This window comes from Amycolatopsis sp. NPDC000009, assembly GCF_055563465.1.
The window spans coordinates 1,021,667-1,045,645 of record NZ_JBVHDI010000001.1 but is presented as its reverse complement, the minus strand read 5'-3'; the positions used below and the strand labels follow the sequence as shown (position 1 = coordinate 1,045,645).

Genomic DNA, 23,979 nt, shown 5'->3' with positions numbered 1-23,979 from the left:
GGTAGTCCCCTTCTCGGCCGATGGCGACGGCACACCGAACCGGGGGCTACCTTATGAGGCGGCTAGGCGAAGCGGCGCAGCGCCCCGAGGAACAGCGCGTCGAAGGCGCGATCCGGGAGCACCCGGCGCACGAACAGGATCGGCTTCGCCCCGAACCCGGCGGCGTAGCGGGTCTTCGGGCGCCGGGCCCGGACGGCCTTCAGGATCACGTCGGCGATCACCTTCGGGTGTGAGGCGCGCGCGGTCTGGCCGAAGAGCTTCGCCAGCGCTTTGGCCTGCGGCGCGTAGGCGGTGTCGCCCGAGGTCTTCATCAGGTTCTCGATGGCGATGCCGCCCCATTCGGTCTCGATGGCACCGGGTTCGACCACCACGACGTCGATGCCGAACGGTTTGAGTTCCAGCCGCAGCGAGTCGCTGAGACCTTCGACCGCGAACTTGGTCGAGTGGTACCAGCCGCCGAGCGGTTCGTAGATCTTTCCGCCGATCGACGAGATGTTCACGATCTTGCCCGCCCCCTGGGCGCGCATCCGCGGCGTGATCAGCTGGACGAGCCGCGCGAGCCCGAACAGGTTGACCTCGAACTGGTATTTCCCTTCCGAGAGCGGCACGTCCTCGAAAGCGCCGTACGAGCCGTAGCCCGCGTTGTTGACCAGGACGTCGATGCGCCCGGACTCCTCGATGATCCGCTCGACCCCCGCGACCATCGACGCGTCGTCGGTGACGTCCATCTCGAGGATCTTGATGCCGCGTTCGGCCAGCCCCGACATCCGCTCGACGCGCCTCGCGGCGCCGTAGACCGTGTAGCCCGCTTCGTGCAGCGCGAGCGCCGTGGCTTCGCCGATGCCCGCGGAAGCGCCCGTGACCAGTGCGACCTTCATGTCCATCTCCTAACTAACCAGTTGGTTGCCAACCCAGGCTGCCACGCGGCCGGACTGGATGTCAACCAACCAGTTAGTTAGGGTGGGTCACATGGTCAGGGACAAGGAAGCGACCAAGCGGAAACTGCTGGACGCGGCGACGACCGAGTTCGCGACGTACGGCATCGCCGGCGCCAGGGTGGATCGCATCGCGAAGAACGCGGGCGCGAACAAGGCGCTGATCTACGCCTATTTCTGCAGCAAGGAAGAGCTTTTCGAGAAGGTCGTCCAGGAGCAGGTGGACCTCGCCATCCGGACCCTCACGATCACCCCTGAGGACCTGCCCGGCTACGCGGGGAAGCTGTTCGACCGCTACCTCGAACACCCTCACCTTCTGCGACTCATGGGCTGGCTTCGGCTGGAGAACGGCTTCGACGCGACGCCGGAGGCCGAGGTCCGGGCGCACGCGGACAAGGTCGCCGCGATCCGGGAAGCGCAACGTTCGGGCACCGTGCCGGACCACTTCGACGCCGAGGAACTGCTGAGCCTCGTCGTGCACCTGTCGATCCTCGGGTTCTCCTCCCCCACCGCGACCCGCGATCTCGTCGTCCGCGCGGTCAGCCGGATCGTGGGAAGCTGAGCCGCTTCTCGCGCGACCACTGGGTATGCAGCGTCGTACGTTCCTCCGTGCTTCAGCCTTGTCCGCCGGCCTGGTGGGCGTCACCGCGCCCGCCGCTTCCGCCGCCGCCCCGCTACGGGTGCAGATCCTGATGTTCGACGGCGTGGAGGAACAGGATTTCGTCGCGCCCGTCGAGTTCTGGGCCTGGCCGGGAAATTGGTCACCTCGCTGGTTTCCGCGGGGCGGCCCGGATCCGTGAAATGCACCTACGGCACCGTCGTCGAGGTCCCGCGTCCCTGGTCGCCCGGCGAGGCCGACGTCCTCGTCGTGCCCGGCGGCTACACCGACCGCAACGGGCCTGGCGTACACCGGCTCAACGCCGATCAGGGCTTTCTGCGGCGCCTCGCCGCGTCGCGGGCGCTGCCCGTCGGGATCTGCACCGGCAGCATGGTGCTGTCCGCCGCCGGCCTCACGAAGGGCCGCAACGCGACGACGCACCACGGCGCGAAGGCGGATCTGGCCGCGCAGGGCGCGAAGGTGATCGACGCGCGCGTCGTCGACGACGGGGATCTGATCACCGGTGGCGGGATCACCGCGGGTCTCGAGGTCTCGCTGTGGCTCGTGGAGCGTTTCTTGGGCGCGAAGGCGGCTCAGCGGACCGAAGTGGTGCTGGAGCACGAGCGGCGGGGCACCGTCTGGCGGGCCTGGAGCTGTGTGGAAATAGGGACGTTGAGTGTCCCTGATTCCACACACCTGGTCATGAGAGTGACTGTCTCGCCGGACTGTGTGGATTTTTGGTCATCCAACGACCAGAAATCCACACAGTCAACGATCTCTCCCGCAGTGACGAGGCACACCTGACGCGAGGTCGCAGAACTCAGCGCCCGACGACCACACTGTCCTCCGCAACCCGTGCTTGGGCGATGATCCGGCTCACGGTGGCCTGATTGACCTGGGCGTACAGCGCGATCCGGCGCTGTGGCACACCTATCGAAAAAGCCTTGCATATCAGGTCATTCCGCGATCGCGTAGCCGTCGCGATCTGGTCAGCCATCAACTGGATCTGCCGCAACAGGTCGGCGCGTTCACGGTCGGCCAAGGCCAGCACTCCACTCATGGCGAAATGCTACAGATTGCATCAGGTGCAGCATCCTGCATCAGCCGCTACCCGCAGGACTCCTGGTCCCTTGTCCGAGCGAGGCTCCGAATTCGTAGCTTCAGCGACCACCACGTGCGTGCTATGAAAGGCCCTTTCCTCGCAAATTTCGCAAGGAAAGGGCCTTTCATAGCGCCTGTCAGCGGCGCGTGTCCTCCGGCGCCGGAGTCCGGCTCGCCAGCTTCGCCGACCATTCGGTCACCCGCCGCGCCACGTCCTGCGCGGTGAGCCCGACGCGGGCCAGCACCTCCTCGCGCGAACCGTGGTCGTGGAACACCTGCGGCACCGCGAGATCGCGCAGCGGCACATCGCATTCGGCGTCACGGAACAGCGCGGCCAGCGCGGAGCCGAAGCCACCGTGCCGCCCGCTGTCCTCGACGGTCACGACGAGCTTGTGCTGCTCGGCCAGCGCCACCAGCTCGGCGGGCGCCGGGACGACCCAGCGCGGGTCCACCACGGTCACGCCGATGCCCTGGTCGGCCAGCCGGTCGGCGGCGGCGAGCCCGAGCATCGCGAACGCGCCCACGGCGACCAGCAGGACGTCGGCTTCACCGGCGGGCTTGCGCAGCACGTCCACCGAGCCGACGCGCTCCACGGCGGGAACGGAGTCGATCACGCCGCCCTTGGAGAACCGCAGCGCCGTGGGCCCGTCCTCGACCGCGACGGCCTCCCGCAGTTCCTCGCGCAGGGTTCCGGCGTCACGCGGAGCGGCGACCCGCATACCCGGCACCATGCCGAGCAGCGAGAGGTCCCACATGCCGTGGTGACTCGGCCCGTCCGGCCCGGTGATACCCGCGCGGTCCAGCACCAGCGTCACCGGCTGACGGTGCAGCGCGACGTCCATCAGGACCTGGTCGAACGCGCGGTTCAGGAAGGTCGAGTAGACGGCGACGACGGGGTGCTTGCCGCCCATCGCGAGCCCGGCGGCCGAGGTCACCGCGTGCTGCTCGGCGATCCCGACGTCGTACCAGCGGTCCGGATACGCCTCGGCGAACTTGTGCAGCCCGGTCGAACGCAGCATCGCCGCGGTGATCGCGACGACGTCCTCGCGGTCGGCACCGATCTTGACCAGTTCGTCGGCGAAGACGCCGGTCCAGCTCGGCCCCTTGACCGGCGGGAGACCGGTTTCGGGGTCGATCGGGTCGGTCTGGTGCATCTGGTCGGCCTGGTTGGTCACCGCGGGCTCGTAGCCGTGCCCCTTCTCGGTGACCACGTGGACGATGACCGCGCCGCCGAAGTCACGGGCGCTCTGGAACGCCTTCTCCATCGCGGCGAGATCGTGCCCGTCGACCGGCCCGAGGTACTTGAGGCCGAGGTCGGAGAACATCATCTGCGGGCTCAGCGCGTCCTTGAGACCCGCCTTCGCCGCGTGCAGCGCCGCGTAGATCGGCTTGCCGACGACGGGCGTGTGCCGCAGCAGTTCCTTGCCGCGGTCCAGCACGCGCTCGTAGCCCGGCTTGAGCCGCAGCGACGCGAGGTGGTCCGCGACACCGCCGATGGTCGGCGAGTACGAGCGGCCGTTGTCGTTGATGACGATGACGACCGGACGGCGCGGGTTCGCGGCGATGTTGTTGAGGGCTTCCCAGCACATGCCGCCGGTCAGCGCGCCGTCGCCGACGACGGCGATCGCGTGCCTGCCACCCCCGCCGAGCTCGAACGCCTTCGCCAGACCATCCACATAGGACAGTGCCGTCGAGGCGTGGCTGTTCTCGACGAGGTCGTGCTCGCTCTCGCAGCGCGCCGGGTAGCCGGTGAGGCCACCGAGCTGGCGCAGCTTGCCGAAGCCGTCGTGACGGCCGGTGACGATCTTGTGCACGTACGCCTGATGACCCACGTCCCACACGATGGCGTCGTCCGGGGAGTCGAAGACCCGGTGCAGCGCCATCGTCAGCTCGACCACACCCAGATTCGGGCCGAGGTGACCACCGGCGAGCCGCACCTTTTCGACGAGGAAGTCCCGGATCTCCGCGGCCAGCTCGCCGAGCTGCTCCGGGTTCATCCGCTTCAAGTCGGCCGGTCCGTGCACGGACTCGAGCAACGTCACTCTCCCACCTCGCCTGGTTCCTCTTCCGCCGTTCCGGCCAGTCTACGGAGGTCGCCTGAGAGTCTTCCGTCCGCCGCGTCACGGGTCACATGTCAGAAAATCACCACTCGACACCCAAGGGTGTGAACATGGTCTCTTTTGCCAAGTAGCGGTCACGCCGGGTGGCCGCGATAATCGCTGATCGACGGTTGACCGGAAACCGGTTCGGAGGGGCTTGATGGCGGATTTTTTCATCGGTGGCGAGTGGGTCGACGCGGTCGGCGGTGGTCGCCGGGAAATCCGCTGCCCCGCGGACGGGTCGCTGGTCGCGGAAGTCGCCGAAGGCACCCGTGAAGACACCGAAGCGGCCATCGCCGCCGCGCGGACGGCGTTCGACACCGGCCCGTGGCCGCGGACGCCCGCTCCGCAGCGCGGTGACCTGCTGCTGAAGGCCGCCGACCTGCTCGACCGGGACGCCGCGGCCTTCGCCCGCGCCGAATCGCTCGACACCGGGAAACGGCTGGTCGAGAGCGAATACGACATGGCCGACATCGCCGCGTGCCTGCGCTACTTCGGCAAGCTCGCCGCGAACGACGCCGGCCGCGTGGTCGACACCGGCAACCCGGACGCGTTCAGCCGGATCGTGCACGAGCCGGTCGGCGTCTGCGGGCTGATCACGCCGTGGAACTACCCGCTCCTGCAGACCATCTGGAAGGTCGCCCCGGCGCTCGCGGCGGGCAATACCTTCGTCCTCAAGCCCAGCGAACTGACCCCGCACACCTCGATCATGCTGATGAAGCTGCTGACCGAGGCCGGGCTCCCCGGCGGAGTCGCGAACCTCGTGCTCGGCGCCGGCGCGCAGGCCGGGGCACCGCTGTCGGAGCATCCGGACGTCGACCTCGTGTCGTTCACCGGCGGCCTCGCGACCGGCAAGATCATCGCCGCCTCCGCCGCGGCCACCGTCAAGAAGGTCGCGCTGGAACTGGGCGGCAAGAACCCGAACGTGGTGTTCGCGGACTCGGACTTCGACACCGCCGTCGACTACGCGCTGACCGCGGTGTTCCTGCACTCCGGGCAGGTCTGCTCGGCGGGCGCGCGGCTGATCGTCCAAGAGGAGTGGCACGGGAGGTTCGTCGACGAACTCGTCCGCCGCGCCGAGCTGATCCGACTGGGTGGACCTTTCGACCCGAAGGCTGAAACCGGTCCGCTGATCTCGGCCGCCCATTTGGAAAAGATCGAACGCTACGTCGCCGCGGCGCTCGAAGAGGGCGCCGTCCTGCGCACCGGCGGCAAACGCCCTGATGATCGCGAGCTCGCGAAGGGGCACTACTACCTGCCGACCATCCTCGACAACGTGAAGCAGGGCAGCAGCGCCGTCGTCGACGAGTCGTTCGGCCCGGTGCTCACCGTCGAGACCTTCACCGACGAGGACGACGCCGTCCGCATCGCCAACGACACCCACTACGGCCTCGCCGGCGCGGTGTTCACCTCGGACGCCTCCCGCGCGCAGCGGGTCGCGAACCGGCTGCGGCACGGCACGATCTGGATCAACGACTTCCACCCGTATCTGCCGCAGGCGGAATGGGGCGGCTACAAGCAGTCCGGCTTCGGGCGCGAACTCGGCCCGACCGGGCTCGCCGAGTACACGGAGGCGAAGCACATCTACCAGAACCTCCGGCCCGCTCCACAGCGCTGGTTCTCCGGGGAGCCCGCGTCCAACTAAAGAGGGGAAAGTTGCCGATGAGCAATCCTTCCGATGACGGCCTCGCCGGTTTCGGCTACAAACAGGAACTCGAAAGAACGCTCGGCAATTTCCACACCTTCGCCGCCGGGATCAGCTACATCTCGATCCTCACGGGCACCTTCCAGCTGTTCTACTTCGGTTTCAGCTTCGGCGGGCCGGCGTACTGGTGGTCGTGGCCGATGGTGTTCGTCGGCCAGCTGATGGTGGCGCTGTCGTTCGCCGAACTGGCCGCGCACTATCCGGTGGCCGGTTCGATCTACAACTGGTCGAAACGGCTCGGCAGCCCGCACGTCGCCTGGTTGGCCGGGTGGATGATGCTCACCGCCTCGATCGTCACCATCGCCGCCGTCGCGCTCGCCTACCAGATCACGCTGCCCCAGATCTCGTCGTTCTTCTCCTTCTCCGGCGACAGCGCGGTGAACGCGGTCATCCTGGGTACCGTCCTGATCGTGTTCACCACGCTGGTGAACGCCTGGGGCGTCAAACTGATGGCGCGGATCAACAGCGCCGGGGTGTTCATCGAACTGATCGCCGCGGTCCTGCTGATCGTCGCGCTCGCGGTGAACGTCACCCGTGGTCCCGAGGTCGTCATGCAGACGAACAACACCGGCGCCGACCAGCCGTGGGGCTACTTCGGGGCGTTCCTGGTCGCCTCGCTCGCGTCGACCTACGTCATGTACGGCTTCGACACCGCCAGCTCGCTCGGCGAGGAGTCCCACGACCCGCGCAAGAACGCGCCCAAGGCGATCCTGCGCGCGCTGATCGCGTCGTTCGTCATCGGCGGGCTCATCCTGATCCTCGCGCTGATGGCCGTCGGCGACATCAACAACCCGGAGATCGCCACCGGCGGGCTCCAGTTCATCGTTCTGGACGTCCTCGGCAGCACGATCGGCACGATCTTCCTGCTCGCGGTCGTCGTGGCCATCACGGTGTGCAACCTGGCCGTGCAGTCGGCGTCGATCCGGATGATGTTCGCGATGGGCCGCGACAACAACCTGCCCGCCGGGAAGCATCTGGCGAGGGTCTCGCCGAAGACGAAGACGCCCGTGATCCCCGCGATCGTGTCCGGCGTGATCGCGGTGCTGATCCTGGTGGTCAACGTCGGCCAGCCGCAGATCTTCACGGTGATCACCAGTATCGGCATCATCATGATCTACCTGGCGTACCTGCTGGTCACCATTCCGATGCTGGTCAAGCGGCTGCGCGGGCAGTGGCCGCCGCCGAAGGCGGAGGGCACCAAGTACTTCTCGCTCGGCAAACTGGGGCTGCCGGTCAACATCCTCGGCGTGCTGTGGGGCGGCGCGATCGTGGTGAACCTCGCCTGGCCGCGGCGTGAGGTCTACAACGCGACCGAGCCGTATCACTGGTACCTCGAATGGGGTGCCGTGCTGTTCGTCGGCGCGGTGGCGGTCGTCGGTTTCGCGTATTACTGGTTCGTCCTGCGGCACAAGAGCGGCGTCCTGGCCGATCACGCCGCGGAAGCACTTCCCGAGGAGGCAGCACAGTGACCGGAGAGTTCGACTACATCGTCGTCGGCGGCGGGACGGCGGGTTCGGTGGTCGCGGCGAGACTCTCGGAAGACCCGGAAGTCACCGTGGCCCTCCTCGAAGCCGGACCGTCCGATGTGGACGATCCGGCGGTGCTGGAACTGACGAAGTGGATGGCGCTGCTGGAATCCGGCTACGACTGGGACTATCTGGTCGAGCCGCAGGAGTCCGGCAACTCGTTCCTGCGCCACGCCCGCGCGCGTGTGCTCGGCGGCTGCTCGTCGCACAACTCGTGTATCGCGTTCTGGGCCCCGGCGGAAGACCTCGACGAATGGTCGTCGCTCGGCCTGCCCGGTTGGGCGGCGAAGGATATTTTCCCGCTGTACAAACGTCTCGAGACCAACGACGGCCCCGGCGACCACCACGGCCGTTCCGGTCCGGTGACGATCCGCTCGGTGCCGCCGAACGACCCGACCGGCGTCGCGCTGCTGCAGGCGTGCGAGCAGGCGGGTATCCCGAGGACGGAGTTCAACTCGGGCAAGACCGTGACGCACGGGGCGAACTGGTTCCAGATCAACGCGCGCGAGGACGGCACGCGGTCTTCGGCGTCGGTGTCGTACCTGCACCCGATCATCGGCAAACGGCCGAACCTGGAGATCATCACCGGCGCCCGCGTCCGGCGGCTGCTGTTCGACGGCAAACGCTGCACCGGCGCGGAATACCTGGCCGACGACCTGATCCACGGTGTTCCGTTGCGGGCGCGGCGCGAGGTGATTCTCTCGTCCGGCGCGATCGACACGCCGAAACTCCTGATGCTGTCCGGAATCGGCCCGGCCGGGCATCTTCGCGAGGTCGGCGTGGACGTCCTGGTGGACTCCCCCGGCGTCGGCGAGAACCTGCAGGATCACCCCGAAGGCGTCATCCAGTGGGACGCGCTGCAGCCGATGACGACCGAGTCCACGCAATGGTGGGAGATCGGCATCTTCACCACCACCGAGGAAGGTCTCGACCGGCCGGACCTGATGTTCCACTACGGCTCGGTGCCGTTCGACATGAATACCCTCCGGCAGGGATATCCCACCACGGAGAACGGCTTCTGCCTGACCCCGAACGTCACCCGGTCACGGTCGACCGGGACGGTGCGGCTGCGCAGCCGCGACTACCGTGACAAGCCGAAGGTGGATCCCCGGTATTTCACCGACGAGCACGACATGCGCGTGATGACCTACGGCATCAAGCTGGCGCGCAAGATCGCCGAACAGCCCGCGCTGGACGAGTGGGCGGGCACGGAACTGGCGCCCGGCAAGGACGTCAAGACCGACGACGAGATCGCGGACTACCTGCGCAAGACCCACAACACGGTGTATCACCCGTCGTGCACCGCGAAAATGGGCGGCGACGGCGACCCGATGGCCGTCCTGGACGCCCGGCTGCGCGTGCGGGGCGTCGAAGGCCTGCGGGTCGCCGACGGTTCGGCGATGCCGTTCCTGGTCGCGGTGAACCCGTGCATCACGACGATGGCGATCGGTGAACGGTGCGCGGACATGCTGAAGGAGGACGCGCGCTCCTAGCTTCGCGCCGAAGGCCCCCTCCGTGCTGGAGGGGGCCTTCGCTTTGCCCTGAAAAACCGGTGGAGCGGGCGGGGCCGGGCCATTACCGTGCTGCCGGACCATGTCGCCGAGCCGGGGACCTGCCGTTGTACACCCTGTGAGATCTGCCGAGCGCTGATTTCGTCGCGCGTCGCGCTTTTCGCGTCGCGCTTCCTTTTGCTGCGGATTTCTCACTGGAACGGGTGTATTCCTGTGCTCGAAAACTGGGTCGTCGTACCCACCTGCCTGCCTGTCGTCCTCCGCCGTTGTCACTCATGCCCGTCCGGACGGTTCCGGGCGAACGGCAGATTCCGGGTCAACGCCAACCACAAACTCCTCGACGTCTGGCTCCTCGTGCGCTGTGTCGCGTGCGGGGACACCGCGAAGCTCACGATCCTGGAGCGGGTGCACGTGCGCTCCGTCCGGCCCGAGTTGCTGGACCGGCTGCATGCGAACGACCTCGGCCTCGCCGCCGAACTACTCCAGGATCCGGCCGTGCTTCGCTGTAACCACGTCTCTCTCGATTGGGAGGGCGCCTGGCGGCTCGATACCGGCTCTGCGTGTGACGGGGACTTTCGCGATGTCTCGGTTCGCTTCGAGGTCCGGATCCCGCTTCGGCCCGTGCGGCTGATCGCCGAAGGATGCGGCCTTTCGCGGGGCGAGGTCGAGAGGCTGATCGAGGAGGGGAAGGTGGTTTCGGTGGTGCGGTTGCGCGGGAAAGTGTCCGGGGACTTCACCTTTACGCTGAAACGCTGACCTTGGGTTCTCGTGAGTGGTAAGGACGGTTCTAACCGTCCTTACCACTCACGAGACCCGACCTGTTGCGCCAACTGCTACGCGTTACGAAGCCTCTTTCACCAATCGCGAGAGTCACGACGCACAGCACCCGAATCACCCGTCAGTGGTAAATGTGCAATTACCGTTGTCGCTTAAAATTACGAATGATTCCCGTGGTGCTTTCCGGTAATATGGAGACGTGCCCGAGACGACCATTCCCGAACTGCCGCAGGAGCTGTGGCGCGCCGGCAAGCTGGAGCTTGCCCACGGCGTGACGCACCTGCTGCAGGTCATGAGAGTGGCCTCCGCCGCGATGGGGAAGTATCTGGCCGAGGTCGAGTCGCGGGGCGCGGAAGACCTGTTCGGCTACGGGAGCGCCGCATCGTGGCTCGCCGATGTCGCCCGGATCTCCCGGGGCGACGCCCAAGACATGGTGAACCGGGCCCTGGCCCTGAACTCCACGCCGGGAGTCGGTGACGAGGGTGCCGTGTTCGCGCCCGCGACCGCCGCCGCGGCCGAGGACGGCGCGCTCGGGGAACAGCACATCGACCTGATCCTGGAGATCCTGCGCAAGATCCCCTCCGACGTGCCCGTGGAGGACCGGGCGGGGGCGGAGCGGATCCTCGCCGATCTCGCCCGCGGCGCGGGGCCGAAACAGATCGCCGAGGCCGGAGCCGATCTGCTCGCACACCTCGACCCCGACGGGAACGAGCCGAAAGACCCCGAGCCCGCTCCGCCGCGCCGCGAGGTGTTCGTCGAGCGCCGCAAGGACGGCTTCTGGAAACTCTCCGGGCTCCTGGACCCCGAGACCGGCGCCCGCACCGCTGCCGCACTGGACGCCCATGGCGCCAAACGGCCGGTCGACGAGTTCGGCCAGGCCGACCACCGCACCATGCCCCAGCGCCGCGGTGACGCGTGGGCCGAACTCCTCGACCTCGCCATCGCCTGCCCAGACCAACCGGGCACCTCCGGCTACCGCACGCTGGTGCACGTGACCGTCGGGCTCGATGCCCTGAAGACCGGGCTCGGGACCGCCTGCCTCGACTTCGCCGGCCGGATCACCGCCCGCGAGGCCCGCTTGGCCGCCTGCGACTGCCTGATGATCCCGGTGGTGCTCGGCGCCGCCGGCGAGCCGCTCGACGTCGGACGGATGAAACGCTTCGTCACCCCCGGCCAGCGCCGGGCCCTGAACATCCGTGACGGCGGCTGCGCGTTCCCTGGCTGCCATCGAGCGCCGAAGCACTGTCATGCCCACCATATTCGGCACTGGGCAGACGGCGGCCCGACCGATCTGCGGAACCTGGTCCTGCTCTGTTCCTTCCATCACCGGCTCATCCATCACGGTGACTGGCAGGTCCGGATGGCGCCCGACGGGATACCGGAGTTCGTGCCGCCCCAATACCTCGACCCGCTACAGGTGCCACGGCGCAACACCCTCCACCGCGTCGTGACTTGACCTTCGTCCCGCCCGAGGAGCCCGCCGACCGCACCGGCGACGGGCTCCTCGGCATGCCCAGCGCCGAAACCTCAAATGGAAACGACCGCCGGAGTACCCCGATTACCGCTGATCTGCTCCAGCGCCCACGCCTTGCCGAACTCGGCCAATGCCGGACCCGACCAGTAGGCGGGGATCCTGATTCCGGACCACAGCGGCATTTTCGGCCCGCTCAGGGTTCCATGACTGACCTGGACGCGAACCGCGCCTTCCACCCAGGTGAAGACGAAGTGGGCGTACATGAATATCCACGCCTGCCTGCCCATCACGTCCCGCACGAGCATCGGTCCTTCGGACTGGTACGGCGCCGTGTAGATGACTTGCTTCCGGCCGTTGCGGTAGCTGATCTCCTGGGCGGTGACCCCCGGAGGAAGCATCAACGGTTCCACTCGGTCAGTCCTCCACAATGGTGATCGTGCCGTGTCCGTCGCAGCCGACACAGCCTTTCCCGCCGCAATCACCACATACCGAAGTAAGATAATCCATGATTGGGAAATCCGTTCGCGTCGAAGTGCCCGAAGTACCCGAATTACCCCGTGAACACGAGGATCAAGTTAACGAGCACGGCGACATCCGGACAAGCCGAACGAAGCCACTCCATTCCGACGGATTACAAATCCCGAATTATTGCAACAACGCAACGCATTCGACGTGGTGCGTCATCGGGAAAGCATCGAAGGCACGCAGATCCACCAGCCCGTATCCGTGCCCGGCGAACAGCGCGATGTCCCGCGCCAGCGCGGCGGGGTCGCACGCCACGTAGACGATCCGGTCCGGCGAACCCTCCACGATGGAATCGACGACGGCCTTGCCCGCGCCCTTGCGCGGCGGGTCGAGGACGACGACGTCGACCGGTTTCGGGGCGTCGGCCAGCAGGTGCTCGACCCGGCCGGAGCGCCAGCGGACCTGCGGGAGGTCGGCCAGGTTCTCCTCGCCGTCGGCGACGGCACGCCGCCCGGATTCGATGGCCAGGACCCGTCCGCGCGGGCCGACCTGCGAAGCGAGCACCGACGCGAAGAGGCCGACACCGGCGTACAGGTCCCAAGCCACGCCGTCACGCGGCGCCTCCGCCCATTCCGCGACGACGGCGGCGAGCGCGTCCGCGGCGGCCGGGTGGACCTGCCAAAAGCCGTGGGCGTCCAGGCGCCAGTCACGGCCGGCGGCGTGCTGCACGGCGATACCGCCGGTCAACTGCCGCGGGCGGGTCTTCCCGTGGACGGTCGACAGGTCGCGAAGGTGCACCTGTCCCTCGCCGTCCTTGGTGACCTCGATTTCGCTGCCGGGGCGCCAGTTGCGCGACACGACGTCGTCCAGCGCGCCGGGGACGGTGATCGGGCAGTCGTCGATCGCGATGACGCGGTGACTGTGGTGCGCGCGAAAGCCTGCCTTGCCGTCCTTGCCCGCGACGAGCCGGACGCGGCTGCGCCAGTCCAGCGGTCCGCCGTCGAGCGCTTCGACGACGACCTCGCGGTCGATCCCGGCCAGCCTCTTCAGCTGTTCCATGACCACCGCGGCCTTGAGTTCACGCTGATGGCCGGGAGTGGCGTGCTGCCAGTCGCAGCCGCCGCACTCCCCCGGCGCCGCGAGCGGGCACGGCGGCTCCACGCGTTCAGGGGATGCTTCGAGGATCTCGATCGCGTCGGCGCGGCAGAACGAGCCGCCCTTGTCCTCGGTGACCGAGGCCAGGACCCGCTCGCCGGGCAACGCGTGCCGCACGAACACGACCCGGCCCTCCGCCCGCGCGACGCAGTGGCCGCCGTGCGCGACCGCGCCGACCTCCAGCTCGATCGTTCGTCCGAGCCAGGTGCCGGTCGACGCGTCCACAGTCATTCTGCTTTGTCCTTCTTCGTTTCGGGTTGCTTGACGACCGGGGAGAACCCGCGCCGCACGTCGCCTGCCGCCGGACGCGCCTTCCGGTCGCGTTTGATCGCCTTTTCCGACGATTCGAGCTGCCACGGCACGCTGGTCACCATGACGCCGGACTGGAACAGCAGCCGTCCCTTGAGCCGCAGCGCGCTCTGGTTGTGCAGGACCTGCTCCCACCAGTGCCCGACCACGTACTCGGGGATGAACACGGTCACCACGTTGCGCGGGTTGTCGCCGCGGACGCGCTTCACATAGTCCAGCACCGGCTTCGTGATCTCGCGATACGGCGATTCGATCACCTTCAGCGGCACCTTGAAATTGTGGTCGTCCCATTCCTGGACGAGTTTGCGGGTCTCGGCGTCGTCGACGTTCACCGTGACGGCTTCGAGGACGTCCGGCCGCACGGCCTTGGCGTAGGAGAGCGCGCGCAGGGTCGGCAGGTGCAGTTTCGAAATCAGCACGATCGCGTGGTTGCGCGAAGGCAATACGATCGGCTTGCGGTCCATCTCGCGCAATTCCTCCGCGACCCGGTCGTAATGCTTCCGGATCGCGGTCATCAGGACGAAGATCCCCGCCATGGCCGCGATGGCGATCCACGCTCCGTGCAGGAACTTCGTCACCAGCACGATGATCAGCACGGCGGAGGTCATGAACAGACCGAACGCGTTGATGGACTGTGAACGGCGCATCCTGCGTCGGGCCACCGGATCGGTTTCGGTCTTCAGCAACCGGTTCCAGTGCCGGAGCATGCCGCTCTGGCTGAGCACGAAGGAGACGAACACGCCCACGATGTAGAGCTGGATCAGCTTGGTGACCTCGGCGTCGAACGCGACCACCAGCACGACCGCGAACGCGGCCAGGAAGATGATGCCGTTGGAGAACGCCAGCCGGTCGCCTCGGGTGTGCAGCTGACGCGGCAGGTACCGGTCCTGGGCGAGGATCGAACCGAGCACGGGGAAGCCGTTGAACGCCGTGTTGGCCGCCAGCACCAGGATCAGGCCGGTGAAGAAGATGACAAACCAGACCGCGGGCGGGAATCCGGCGAACACGGCGTTGGCCAGCTGCGCCACCAGCGTCTTCTGCTGATAGCCGTCGGGAGCACCGACGAGCTGGGTCTCCGGGTGCTCGGCCACCACCGCGCCGGAGGCCTTGGCGAGGACGAGCAGGCCGACGAACATCACGATCGCCAGCACACCCATGAGCAGGAGGGTGGTCGCGGCGTTCTTGGATTTCGGCTTGCGGAACGCGGGAACGCCGTTGCTGATCGCCTCCACCCCGGTCAAGGCCGCGCTGCCGGAGGAGAAAGCGCGCAGCAGCAGGAAGGCGAAGCCGAACCCGGCCAGATGGGCCTGGTCCTCGATCAGGGTGAAGTCCGCGCTCTCCGCCTTGATCTCTTCGCCGAGCACGAACACCCGGAAAAGGCCGTAGCCGACCATCACCAAGATGCCGAAAACGAAGGCGTACGTCGGGATGGCGAAGGCCGAGCCCGATTCGCGGATGCCCCGCAGGTTGATGGCGGCGAGCACGACGATGGCGGATACCGCGAAGGCCACTTTGTGGGTGTCGACAAAGGGGACGGCCGCACCGATATTGGCCGCGGCGGACGAAATGGACACCGCGACCGTGAGGATGTAATCGACCAGCAGCGCGCTGGCCACGATGAGGCCGAACTGCCTGCCGTGGTTGACGGTCGCCACCTCGTAGTCGCCACCGCCGGACGGGTAGGCGTGCACGTTCTGCCGATAGGACGCCACCACCGCCAGCATGACGACCACGACGATGAGCGCGATCCACAGGCTGAACGCGTACGCCGTGAGACCTGCCACCGACAGTGTCAGGAGGATCTCCTCGGGCGCGTACGCAACGCTCGACATCGGGTCGGATGCGAAAACGGGTAGCGCGATGCGCTTCGGCAGCAGCGTATGCGAGAGGCGGTCACTCCGGAATGGACGTCCGAGGACGAGCCGCTTCAATACGGTCGGGAACTTCGACACCTGGGAAGAGTAACGGCGGCGCGCGGCGTCTCCGTCGAGGGTGGCGGCGGGGAGGAAGGTGGAGTGGCCAACGGTGCTCACGGTAAGTTCGGCGCTGGTGTGTCTGGGTACCTGCGGACGGGTGAAACGTCCGCTGACTAAGGAGGCAGTGCGTGCACGTGGTGATCATGGGATGCGGCCGGGTCGGCGCATCCCTTGCCGCGGCGCTGGAGCGGCTGGGGCACGACGTCGCCGTCATCGACAAGAGCAGGCAGGCGTTCCGGCGGCTCGGCAGTGATTTCCACGGTCAGCAGGTGGTCGGCGTCGGCTTCGACCGGCAGGTGCTGATCGAGGCCGGGATCGAACGCGCGGGGGCCTTCGCGGCGGTGTCCAGCGGCGACAACTCCAACATCATCTCGGCGCGGGTGGCCAGGGAGAACTTCGGCATCGACAAGGTCGTCGCCAGGATCTACGACCACAAGCGCGCGGCGGTCTACGAACGGCTCGGCATCCCGACCGTGGCGACCGTGCCGTGGACGACCGACCGGTTCCTGCGGACCCTCCTCCCCGACGGCGTCGCCTCCGAGTGGCGGGACCCGTCCGGCAGCGTGGCGCTCCTGCAGCTCCCGCTGCACGAAGGCTGGATCGGGCGCAGCGTGCGCGAACTGCAGGACACCACCGGCGCGCGGGTGGCGTTCATGATGCGGTTCGGCACCGCGGTGCTGCCCGGCACCAAGGCCGTGATCCAGGCCGACGACGTCGTGTACGTCGCCGCGAAATCGGGCACCGTCAGCGACGTGACCACCGTCGCCGCTCGCGAACCGGAAGAGGAGAACTGATGCGGGTCGCGATTGCCGGGGCCGGCGCGGTGGGCCGGTCGATCGCCGCGGAGCTGATCGACGGGCGCCACCAGGTGATGCTCATCGAACGGGAGGCCGACCAGTTCGAGCCGCACACCGTGGAGCAGGCCGATTGGGTGCTGGGCGACGCGTGCGAGGTGTCGATCCTGGAGGAGTCCGGGATCGAGGAGTGCGACGTCGTGATCGCCGCCACCGGTGACGACAAGGCGAACCTCGTGGTGTCGCTGCTGGCGAAGACCGAGTTCGCGGTGCGCCGGGTGGTGGCTCGGGTGAACAACCCGGCCAACGAGTGGCTGTTCAACGACGCGTGGGGGGTCGACGTCGCCGTGTCGACCCCGCGGATGCTCGCGGCGATGGTCGAGGAGGCGGTGAGCGTCGGCGACCTGGTGCGGCTGATGACGTTCCGGCAGAGCCAGGCGAACCTCGTCGAACTCACCCTGCCGGAGGAGACGCCGCTGGCGGGCAAGGCGGTCAGCGAGCTCAACCTGCCGCGTGACGCCGCGCTGGTGACGATCCTGCGCGGGGACCGCGTGATCGTGCCGCAGCCCGAAGACCCGCTGGAGCCGGGTGACGAGCTGCTGTTCGTGGCGACTTCGGACGTGGAACCGGAGATCCGGACCGCGTTGGGTTACTAGTTCTCGACGGCGGGCGCCTGCGCGTACTTCGCGCGCAGGCGCGCCTCGACCTCTTCGTCGGTCTCTTCGCGCGGAGCCTCTTCGGCCAGCGCCTTGAGGTGCTTGTCCGAGCGCCGCACCGCCCAGACGACCGTGAGCAGGCCGAGCGCGTACAGCGGGTAACCCATCGCGATCTTCGCGAAGGCCAGCCAGCCGGTGTAGTCCCCGTCGTACAGCCAGCGCTGCACGACGAACCGGGCGCCGAAGATCAGCGCCATCGCGGCGGTCGCGATCGAGTACGAGATCAGCGACTTCTTGTCCTTGCGCCAGGCGTGGCCGCTGCCGTTGAGCGCGTTCCACACCACGCCGGCGAGCGGCCAGCGGACGACGATCGAGAGCACGAAGACACCGCAGTAGACCAGGCTCGTCCAGATGCCGAACAGGAAGAAGCCCTTGGCCGAACCGGTCCGGTAGGCGATGAACGCCGCGATCGCCACCCCGAAGAACCCGGAGATCGCGGGCTGCAACGGCTCCTTGCGCACGATCCGCAGCACGGTGATCGCCACCGCGCTGCCCACTGCGGCCCAGATCCCCACCGTGAGCCCGAAGACCGCGTTCGCGATCACGAACACGATGACCGGCAGCGAGGAATAGAACAGTCCGGACAGCCCGCCCATCTGTTCCAGCAGGGTGGGCTGGGGCTTCTTGTCTTCGGTCTTCTCTTCGCCGCCGACGGGTTCAGTCACGATGCGGGATCAACTCACAGGGCTCTGAAGTTCGTAATAGGGGTTGTACAGCACCTTCTGACCATCACGTTCGGCCATCCGGCCGCGCACCTTGATGGTTCGCCCGGGTTCGATCCCGGGGATCCGGCGGCGTCCGAGCCAGATTAGCGTCACACCCTGTGTGCCGTCGAACAGCTCGGCCTGCAGCGTCGCCGCCTCGTTGGTCGGGCAGAGCTCCACGCTGCGGATTCGCCCGAGCACCGTCACCTCTTGACCCGACCGGCAGTCGCAGGCTCGCTGCGCTCCGCCGGCCTCGGATTTTTCGGACAGATCGTCGGCGTCGAGATCCTCGACGTCGCTGGTCAGCTTGCGGACCAGCCGGCTGAAGTAGCCGCCGTCTTTGGCGGACATAACGGTGCTCCTGTGCTCCGGGGCCCCCGACTTGAACGGCCCGTGCGTAATCCAGCGTAACTGCGTTCAGACCAGGGAAACCGGTTCAGGAGAAGATTGCAACGTGACCTCCGCTATTCCGCCTACGACGGCAGTAGTACTCCCCGGCACCGGGTCCGACGAAGTGTTCGTGCGCGCCGTGTTCGCCGGTCCGCTGCGGGCGCTCGGCATCCGGTTGATCGCCCCGCCGCCTCCCGGCGACCGGCTCGCGGACGGCTACCTCGCCCAGCTCGACAGGCTGGCCGAAGAGCACGGTCCGTTGCTCGTCGGCGGCATCTCGTTCGGCGCGCATCTCTCGGCGGAGTGGGCGGCGCGGAATCCGGGCCACTGCACCGGTCTGCTGGCCGCGCTCCCGGCCTGGAACGGCCCGGCCGGGGACCGAGCGCCCGCATCACTCGCCGCGCGGCTGTCAGCGGATCTGGTGGCCGAAAACGGGGTGGACGGCGCGCTGGTGAAATCGTCGGACGGCGTCCCGGAATGGCTTTCGGCGGAACTGAGCCGCGCGTGGCGGCGGCATGGGGACGGGCTCGTGGCGAGCTTGCGGACGGCGGCGGCCCATCCCGCGCCGTCGCTCGAAGACCTCAAGGGCCTCGACGTGCCCGCGGGGATCGGCGCGTGTGTGGACGACCCGATCCATCCGGTGGAGGTCGCCCGTGCCTGGGCGGAGGCCCTGCCCCGCGCCGAGGTCGGCGAGTCGACGCTCACCGCCCTCGGCGCGGACCGGGAATCCCTGGGCCGGGCGACCGTGCTGGCCTGGCTGAGGGTGCTTTAACCCTGCTGCTCGGCGATGTGCTGCGCGACGGCGTCGGGCAGCGTGATGGTCAGCGGGGTGCGGACCGGCATCGGCGCGTCACCGCGGTCGACGATGGTGTGCCGCACGATCTCCCGCAGCACGGCGGGCGCCTGCGACGCCTGCGACTGCGGCCCGGCGATGACGCCGCGGAGCATCCAGCGCGGACCGTCGACCCCGACGAACCGCAGCGCGACGTCGCCGACGATCGCGGACAGCTCCAGGCCCCACTCCCCCATGCCGACCGAGACCTTGGCGCCGTCGGCGCGCAGCTGCTCGGTGAGCTCGGTGCTGACGTCCTTCCACAGGCCACCGGATCGCGGCGCCGCGTAGCCGCTGACGGTGATCTGGCCCTGCTCGGTGACGACGTGCACCGCGCGGACACCGCCGCTCTCCGGGTCCATCTCGACCTGGACCTGGGAACCGTCGGGCACCGGCACCTTCACCGAACCGAGGTCGATCCGCGGGATGCCGTCCTCGGGCGCGTCGGCGAGGTCGAAGGGGCCGTCGGAGGTCTCCGACAGCTGCGCCTCGATCTCCTCGTCGGCGTCTTCCGCGGCTGGACGCTCATCGACCTCGGGCGCGGCGTGCCGTCCGGTCGGCTTCGCGCGCTTGCGTCCGAAAATCCCCACTAGTTCTCCGTTCCTTCCCTGGCTCCGGCTCCCAGTGTGGCGTGTCCGCCCGTGGAGCCATACCCGCCCTCGCCGCGCTCGGACGGCTCGAGTTCGGCGACCTCGACGAACTCGGCCTGTTCGACCCGCTGCACGATCAGCTGCGCGATCCGGTCGCCGCGGGTGAGCACGACCTTCTCGGAGAGATCATGGTTGATCAGGCAGACGCGGATCTCACCGCGGTACCCGGAGTCGATCGTGCCCGGGGTGTTGACGACCGAGAGGCCGACGCGGGCGGCCAGGCCCGAACGCGGGTGGACGAAGCCCGCGTACCCGGGCGGCAGCGCGATCGCGACGCCCGTGCCGACCACGCCGCGTTCACCGGGCGCGAGCACGAGATCCGAGGTGGTGACGAGGTCCGCGCCCGCGTCGCCGGGGCGCGCGTAGGCGGGAAGGGGGACCGAAGGATCGATCCGGGAAAGCAGTACCTGAACGGTGGACACGGGCGGCGAGACTACCCTGAACGCGTGGGTGAAAGCGTGAACACGGCCGAAGGCGGCGCCGTCAAGCATTCAGAGCGGCTCTACGTCCCGTGGTGGGGCTGGCCGTTGCCGCTGCTGGGCGGCGGGCTGCTGGCGGCGGAGATCGACATGGGCTACCCGGGGCTGCGCGGGTGGCTGCCGTACGTGGTGCTGATCCCCGCGGTGATCGCGCTGATGGTCTCGCTCGGCCGGTCCCGCGTGAAGGTGACCGGCGGCGCCGAGCCGGAGCTGTGGCTGCGCGACGCGCACCTGCCGCTGAAGTTCGTCGGCGACGTGGACGTCATCGACAAGGAAGCGAAGCGCAAGGCGCTCGGCCGCGACGCCGATCCGGCGGCCTTCGTGCTGCACCGGGGCTGGGTCGGCCCGGTCGTGCGCGTCTGGCTCACCGACCCCGGCGACCCGACGCCGTACTGGCTGTTCAGCACCAGGCATCCGGAGAAGGTGGCCGAGCTGCTGCGCCACCCCGCCTCGAAGCCCCAGGCATAGGAAAGGGGGCCGGCCAACCGGCCGGCCCCCTTATTCCTGTTCAGTCCCCGAAACCCCTGTCGCGCCGTCCCCTGTGCCCGTAGGCTCAGGCGCAGTCGCGGCAGATGAGCCGTCCGCCACTCTCCTCGGCCAGCCTGCTGCGGTGGTGCACCAGGAAGCAGACGGAGCAGGTGAACTCGTCGGCCTGCTTGGGCACGACCTTCACGGTCAGGTCCTCACCGGAAAGTCCGGAGAGGTCCGCGCCCGGCAGCTCGAAGTTCTCGGCGGTCGCGTCCTCGTCGACGTCCACGACGCCGGACTGGTTTTCGTTACGCCTTGCCTTCAGCTCTTCCAACGAGTCTTCGGCCAGCTCGTCGGCTTCGCTGCGGCGCGGAGCGTCGTAGTCGGTCGCCATTGGTCCCTCACCCCTGCGATGCTTTCGATGTCGATTGGCCCGGACCCGCGAGCGCGCGGCTCGTGAGTCCTTCGTGCCGCTGGTTAACGTCCCAGCGCCCCTGTTTGTGCCCGGCTGGGCAGTGAGCGAGGTCTCTCTTTTGCGCCTCTTACTGCCGCCTGAGCCCGCGAAGGGTAGCTCACGCTGATACCGGCTCTGCAACGAGTCAGACATTGCCGCGATCACGTCACCCAACAGGGGGAACCCTGGTCTCAGGACGCCTGTCGTCCGAATGGGTTGCCCCCGCGTCGGGTACCTCACCCCTTGGGCTCGGCTGCTTGCCCGGAGTGGCCATGGCGTGGTGCTATCCGGAGGCCCGCGCCGATCACCTTCGCCGCAACGCATAGGCTGATCGGACACGATGGTGAGATGAAGCACCGTCCGGGGATCCGGGCTTTGGGGAAGGGACTGGCAGGTGGCGTCGGGGAACGGCATCGGGGACCGCGGGGCGAGGCCGTATCGCAAGCGCAAGCCGCTGCCCGCGCTCATCGTCATCGGGGTGATGGCGCTCGGCGCGGTGATCGTCTGGGTGAACGTCGTCGCGAGCAACGCCGACATCGACGCCAAGGTCCGCTGCGATCCCCCGCCCGCCCCGCAGCAGGGTGTCACCTACACGCCGCTGGCGCACGACGCGCTCGACGACCGCGCGCCGGTGCCGCCGGACAAGGTCGCCGTCCAGGTCCTCAACGGCTCCCAGGTCCGTGGCCAGGGCGGAATCGTCACCAGCACGCTCACGGAACTCGGCTTCTCCCAGATCGTCGAGCCGGACGTCGACCCTGCCTACAAGAACGCCGAAGCCAAGTGCCGCGGTCAGATCCGCTTCGGTGAGAACGGCGCCGCCGCGGCCCGCACGCTGAGCCTGGTGGTCCCGTGCGCCGAACTGGTCAAGGACAACCGCAAGGACGCTTCGGTCACGCTCACCACCGGCACCCTGCTCGGCGACGTCCGCCCGAAGGCGGAGGCACGCCAGGTGCTCGACCAGCTCACGCGGTGGTCGAAGGCGCAGCAGGGCAACGGCGGCGGCGAGCAGTCCGCGGGCGGCGGTGCCCCGGTCATCGACCAGGCGCTGCTGAAGGCCGCCCGCGAAGCTCCCTGCTGACCCTCAGATGACGCCCACGCCCGACTCGATCAGCGCCTGACGCAACGGCGCCGAGATCGACGGAGCCACCGCGAACGTCGCGTCCGGTCCCAGCTCCGCGTCCTCGCCTGGCAGCGACACCTGAGCGCCCGCCTCGGCCGCGATGAGCGCGCCGGCGGCCCAGTCCCACTGTCCGAGCCCGTGCTCGACGTAGGCGTCCAGCCAGCCCGCCGCGACCGCGCACAGATCGAGCGAGGCCGCACCGTTGCGCCGGACGTCCCGCACCCGGGTCGCCAGTTCCGCGACGAACCGGGCCTGCTTCGTCCGCCGTTCGACCTTGTACGCGAATCCGGTGCCGACGAGCGTCAGATCCAGCCGGGACGGGGCGTTGACCGACAGCGGCCGCCCGTCGAGGAACGCGCCCTGCCCGCGCGCGGCCGTCCAGCGGCGCCCGCTGACCGGTTCGACGACGGCGCCCGCCACCGACACCCCGCCGACCTGCGCGGCCACCGACACGGCGAACCACGGCAGCCCGTAGAGGAAGTTCACCGTCCCGTCGATCGGGTCGACCACCCAGGTCACCCCGTCCCCGGCGATCCCGCCGCCCTCCTCGCCGAGCACGGCGTCGTCCGGGCGCAGTTCGGCGAGCCGGGCGCGCACCAGCCGTTCCGACTCGTGGTCCACCGCGGTCACCACGTCGGTGTCGGCGGATTTGGTGTCCACGCGCACCGCACGGCCCGCGTTCATCCCGGTCCAGGCCTCGTGGACCAGTTCGGCGGCCTCGCCCGCGACACGCTCGGCGACACCCTTCAGCAACGTCTCGTCAACTCCCACGTCCGCCATGTCACCACATCCGGTTAAAGTCTCCGAGGCAGGCTTCTGAATCGTGCGAGAAGGGACCACGTCCGTGGTGGAGGCGACCCGAGGGTTCGGTATCGACATCGGCGGCAGCGGGATCAAGGGCGCGCTGGTGGACTTGGCGCAAGGACAGCTGATCGGCGACCGGATCCGCATCGACACGCCGAAGCCGTCGACCCCGGAGGCGGTGGCGGACGTCGTCGCCGAGATCACCGGCCAGGCGGGCTGGGACGGCCCCGTGGGTGTCACGCTGCCCGCGGTGGTGAAGAAGGGCGTCGCGCACACCGCGGCCAACATCGACCGCAAGTGGATCGGCACCGACGCCGACGCCCTGTTCGCCAAGCGCCTCGGGCGCGGCGTGGACGACGTCGCGATGCTCAACGACGCGGACGCCGCCGGCATGGCCGAGATCCGCTGGGGCGACCCGGCCGCGCGGCGCGGCGTGACGGCGCTGCTGACCTTCGGCACCGGCATCGGCAGCGCGGTCTTCCAGGACGGGAAGCTCGTGCCCAACACCGAGTTCGGCCACATCGAGGTCGACGGCTTCGACGCGGAGAAGAAGGCCGCGGCGTCGGTGAAGGACAACGAGGAGCTCTCGTATCCCGAATGGGCGGAACGGGTGAACAGGTATCTCTCCGTGCTGGAAAACCTGATCTGGCCGGATCTGTTCATCGTCGGCGGCGGGGTCAGCAAGAAGTCGCACAAATGGGTCCCGCTGCTCGACATCCGCACACCGGTCATCGTCGCGTCGTTGCAGAACAACGCGGGCATCGCCGGCGCGGCGGCCGCCGCCGCGGAGGGCATCGAACACTGACGCGCGCACGCTGACATCCGCGCCGCGGATGTCACTTCGGCGGGTCGCACGGCGTGTCGCGCCCGCCGGGTGGTGGTCCGCGCCGCGACGCTGTCACGTATCGTCGTTACAATGGAACACGGCCCACGGCGG

At 68.4% G+C, this 23,979-nt stretch carries 26 protein-coding genes; 14 read left to right on the top strand and 12 right to left on the bottom strand.

Features of this window, described 5'->3' with window-relative positions:
* Positions 1-62 precede the first annotated feature (62 nt).
* Positions 63-878 (bottom strand): oxidoreductase, encoded by an 816-nt coding sequence (locus tag ACZ3HL_RS05250; RefSeq protein WP_465412208.1) that lies wholly within the window; start codon positions 876-878, stop codon positions 63-65.
* 91 nt (positions 879-969) lie between these two features.
* Between ACZ3HL_RS05250 and ACZ3HL_RS05245 the strand changes: the two genes are divergently transcribed.
* Genes ACZ3HL_RS05245 through ACZ3HL_RS05235 form a run of 3 tightly spaced genes read left to right on the top strand, consistent with a single transcriptional unit; the run spans position 970 to position 2,337 of the window.
* On the top strand, positions 970-1,497 hold the full coding sequence (locus ACZ3HL_RS05245; RefSeq protein ID WP_465528901.1) for a TetR/AcrR family transcriptional regulator: 528 nt from the start codon (positions 970-972) through the stop codon (positions 1,495-1,497).
* 58 nt (positions 1,498-1,555) lie between these two features.
* Positions 1,556-1,735, top strand: a complete 180-nt coding sequence (locus ACZ3HL_RS05240; RefSeq protein WP_465528899.1) for a hypothetical protein — start codon at positions 1,556-1,558, stop codon at positions 1,733-1,735.
* The gene (locus ACZ3HL_RS05235) at positions 1,732-2,337 is read left to right on the top strand and encodes a DJ-1/PfpI family protein (protein WP_465528897.1); all 606 of its coding nucleotides are present in this window, start codon (positions 1,732-1,734) and stop codon (positions 2,335-2,337) included. The genes ACZ3HL_RS05240 and ACZ3HL_RS05235 overlap by 4 nt, the downstream gene beginning before the upstream one ends.
* A gap of 16 nt (positions 2,338-2,353) precedes the next feature.
* On the opposite strand, the gene ACZ3HL_RS05230 is transcribed toward ACZ3HL_RS05235, so the two are convergent.
* Both ACZ3HL_RS05230 and dxs read right to left on the bottom strand, forming a co-directional pair.
* Entirely contained in the window at positions 2,354-2,593 is a 240-nt protein-coding gene (locus ACZ3HL_RS05230; RefSeq protein ID WP_465412204.1) for a hypothetical protein, read from the bottom strand.
* A gap of 178 nt (positions 2,594-2,771) precedes the next feature.
* Complete coding sequence (dxs, locus tag ACZ3HL_RS05225; protein ID WP_465528895.1) at positions 2,772-4,676, bottom strand: 1-deoxy-D-xylulose-5-phosphate synthase; 1,905 nt, start codon at positions 4,674-4,676, stop codon at positions 2,772-2,774.
* 217 nt (positions 4,677-4,893) lie between these two features.
* Here dxs and ACZ3HL_RS05220 point away from each other — a divergent pair, with 217 nt between their 5' ends.
* The 5 genes from ACZ3HL_RS05220 (at position 4,894) to ACZ3HL_RS05200 (ending at position 11,708) form a co-directional block, all read left to right on the top strand.
* Positions 4,894-6,378: an aldehyde dehydrogenase family protein gene (locus ACZ3HL_RS05220; RefSeq protein WP_465528893.1), complete on the top strand. Its 1,485-nt coding sequence runs from the start codon at positions 4,894-4,896 to the stop codon at positions 6,376-6,378.
* Positions 6,379-6,395: 17 nt separating this feature from the next.
* Complete coding sequence (locus tag ACZ3HL_RS05215) at positions 6,396-7,907, top strand: APC family permease (protein WP_465528891.1); 1,512 nt, start codon at positions 6,396-6,398, stop codon at positions 7,905-7,907.
* Positions 7,904-9,457: a GMC family oxidoreductase gene (locus tag ACZ3HL_RS05210; RefSeq protein ID WP_465528889.1), complete on the top strand. Its 1,554-nt coding sequence runs from the start codon at positions 7,904-7,906 to the stop codon at positions 9,455-9,457. Before ACZ3HL_RS05215 ends, ACZ3HL_RS05210 begins: the two co-directional genes overlap by 4 nt.
* Before the next feature lie 87 nt (positions 9,458-9,544).
* A complete protein-coding gene (locus ACZ3HL_RS05205; RefSeq protein ID WP_465528887.1) occupies positions 9,545-10,231 on the top strand; it encodes a DUF1062 domain-containing protein in 687 nt (228 codons plus the stop codon).
* Between the two features lie 220 nt (positions 10,232-10,451).
* On the top strand, positions 10,452-11,708 hold the full coding sequence (locus tag ACZ3HL_RS05200) for an HNH endonuclease signature motif containing protein (RefSeq protein WP_465528885.1): 1,257 nt from the start codon (positions 10,452-10,454) through the stop codon (positions 11,706-11,708).
* Positions 11,709-11,779: 71 nt separating this feature from the next.
* Here ACZ3HL_RS05200 and ACZ3HL_RS05195 read toward each other — a convergent pair whose 3' ends face one another.
* From ACZ3HL_RS05195 to ACZ3HL_RS05185, 3 genes are all read right to left on the bottom strand, one after another.
* A complete protein-coding gene (locus tag ACZ3HL_RS05195) occupies positions 11,780-12,124 on the bottom strand; it encodes a hypothetical protein (protein WP_465412197.1) in 345 nt (114 codons plus the stop codon).
* Between the two features lie 247 nt (positions 12,125-12,371).
* Positions 12,372-13,577: a class I SAM-dependent RNA methyltransferase gene (locus tag ACZ3HL_RS05190; RefSeq protein WP_465412196.1), complete on the bottom strand. Its 1,206-nt coding sequence runs from the start codon at positions 13,575-13,577 to the stop codon at positions 12,372-12,374.
* Positions 13,574-15,607 (bottom strand): APC family permease, encoded by a 2,034-nt coding sequence (locus tag ACZ3HL_RS05185; protein ID WP_465412195.1) that lies wholly within the window; start codon positions 15,605-15,607, stop codon positions 13,574-13,576. The genes ACZ3HL_RS05190 and ACZ3HL_RS05185 overlap by 4 nt, the downstream gene beginning before the upstream one ends.
* A 152-nt stretch (positions 15,608-15,759) precedes the next feature.
* Between ACZ3HL_RS05185 and ACZ3HL_RS05180 the strand changes: the two genes are divergently transcribed.
* Positions 15,760-16,425 (top strand): potassium channel family protein, encoded by a 666-nt coding sequence (locus ACZ3HL_RS05180; RefSeq protein ID WP_465412194.1) that lies wholly within the window; start codon positions 15,760-15,762, stop codon positions 16,423-16,425.
* On the top strand, positions 16,425-17,081 hold the full coding sequence (locus ACZ3HL_RS05175; protein ID WP_125780267.1) for a potassium channel family protein: 657 nt from the start codon (positions 16,425-16,427) through the stop codon (positions 17,079-17,081). The genes ACZ3HL_RS05180 and ACZ3HL_RS05175 overlap by 1 nt, the downstream gene beginning before the upstream one ends.
* On the opposite strand, the gene ACZ3HL_RS05170 is transcribed toward ACZ3HL_RS05175, so the two are convergent.
* Together ACZ3HL_RS05170 and ACZ3HL_RS05165 are read right to left on the bottom strand one after the other, a co-directional pair.
* Positions 17,078-17,806, bottom strand: a complete 729-nt coding sequence (locus tag ACZ3HL_RS05170; RefSeq protein WP_465528883.1) for a DUF3159 domain-containing protein — start codon at positions 17,804-17,806, stop codon at positions 17,078-17,080. The genes ACZ3HL_RS05175 and ACZ3HL_RS05170 overlap by 4 nt on opposite strands.
* Before the next feature lie 9 nt (positions 17,807-17,815).
* A complete protein-coding gene (locus ACZ3HL_RS05165; RefSeq protein WP_410649300.1) occupies positions 17,816-18,196 on the bottom strand; it encodes an OB-fold nucleic acid binding domain-containing protein in 381 nt (126 codons plus the stop codon).
* 103 nt (positions 18,197-18,299) lie between these two features.
* Here ACZ3HL_RS05165 and ACZ3HL_RS05160 point away from each other — a divergent pair, with 103 nt between their 5' ends.
* Positions 18,300-19,007: an alpha/beta fold hydrolase gene (locus ACZ3HL_RS05160; RefSeq protein WP_465528881.1), complete on the top strand. Its 708-nt coding sequence runs from the start codon at positions 18,300-18,302 to the stop codon at positions 19,005-19,007.
* On the opposite strand, the gene ACZ3HL_RS05155 is transcribed toward ACZ3HL_RS05160, so the two are convergent.
* Together ACZ3HL_RS05155 and dut are read right to left on the bottom strand one after the other, a co-directional pair.
* A complete protein-coding gene (locus tag ACZ3HL_RS05155; protein WP_465412191.1) occupies positions 19,004-19,657 on the bottom strand; it encodes a DUF3710 domain-containing protein in 654 nt (217 codons plus the stop codon). The two genes, ACZ3HL_RS05160 and ACZ3HL_RS05155, sit on opposite strands and share 4 nt — an antisense overlap.
* The gene (gene dut, locus ACZ3HL_RS05150; RefSeq protein ID WP_465412190.1) at positions 19,657-20,139 is read right to left on the bottom strand and encodes a dUTP diphosphatase; all 483 of its coding nucleotides are present in this window, start codon (positions 20,137-20,139) and stop codon (positions 19,657-19,659) included. Before dut ends, ACZ3HL_RS05155 begins: the two co-directional genes overlap by 1 nt.
* A gap of 24 nt (positions 20,140-20,163) precedes the next feature.
* Between dut and ACZ3HL_RS05145 the strand changes: the two genes are divergently transcribed.
* Positions 20,164-20,664: a DUF3093 domain-containing protein gene (locus ACZ3HL_RS05145; RefSeq protein WP_465412189.1), complete on the top strand. Its 501-nt coding sequence runs from the start codon at positions 20,164-20,166 to the stop codon at positions 20,662-20,664.
* Between the two features lie 85 nt (positions 20,665-20,749).
* Here the strand turns inward: ACZ3HL_RS05145 and ACZ3HL_RS05140 are convergent, their stop codons facing one another.
* Positions 20,750-21,058 (bottom strand): DUF4193 domain-containing protein, encoded by a 309-nt coding sequence (locus ACZ3HL_RS05140; protein ID WP_005164528.1) that lies wholly within the window; start codon positions 21,056-21,058, stop codon positions 20,750-20,752.
* 454 nt (positions 21,059-21,512) lie between these two features.
* On the opposite strand from ACZ3HL_RS05140, the gene cei reads away from it, so the two are divergent.
* Positions 21,513-22,196 carry an envelope integrity protein Cei gene (gene cei / locus ACZ3HL_RS05135; RefSeq protein WP_465412188.1) on the top strand — a complete coding sequence of 228 codons (684 nt, stop codon included), beginning with the start codon at positions 21,513-21,515 and terminating at the stop codon, positions 22,194-22,196.
* Between the two features lie 3 nt (positions 22,197-22,199).
* On the opposite strand, the gene ACZ3HL_RS05130 is transcribed toward cei, so the two are convergent.
* Positions 22,200-23,018 (bottom strand): inositol monophosphatase family protein, encoded by an 819-nt coding sequence (locus tag ACZ3HL_RS05130; protein ID WP_465412187.1) that lies wholly within the window; start codon positions 23,016-23,018, stop codon positions 22,200-22,202.
* A gap of 67 nt (positions 23,019-23,085) precedes the next feature.
* Here ACZ3HL_RS05130 and ppgK point away from each other — a divergent pair, with 67 nt between their 5' ends.
* Positions 23,086-23,847 (top strand): polyphosphate--glucose phosphotransferase, encoded by a 762-nt coding sequence (ppgK, locus tag ACZ3HL_RS05125; RefSeq protein ID WP_465412511.1) that lies wholly within the window; start codon positions 23,086-23,088, stop codon positions 23,845-23,847.
* Positions 23,848-23,979: the final 132 nt, after the last annotated feature.